The 350-nt window shown below is 71.4% G+C and carries 1 pseudogene; it reads left to right on the forward strand.

The features are described 5' to 3' along the window. Positions 1 to 350: pseudogene (locus AC1DN9_RS30110) on the forward strand (hypothetical protein); the annotation flags it as partial.

The following is a 350-nucleotide window of genomic DNA, read 5'->3' on the forward strand; positions in this document are numbered from 1 at the left end:
CCGCTGGGCACGGTGCTGCACACCGGCGACTGGAAGATCGATCCCGATCCTCAGCTGGGCGCGGCCACCGACGTCGACGCCCTGCGCCGCCTGGGCGACGAGGGCGTGCTGGCCATGGTCTGCGACAGCACCAACGTCTTCGTCGAGGGCGAGTCCGGCTCGGAAGCCGACGTCCGCGTCGAGCTGAACAAGCTGATCGGCAGCCTGACGGGCAAGATCGCCGTGGCCTGCTTCGCCTCGAACGTGGCGCGGATGGACACCGTTATCCGCGCTGCCCAGGCCGCGGGCCGCAAGGTGTGCCTAGCCGGCCGCTCGATGCACCGCATGGCCGCCGCCGCCCGTTCGGTGGG

The sequence above is a fragment of the Variovorax sp. 05L425 genome, from assembly GCF_056397705.1.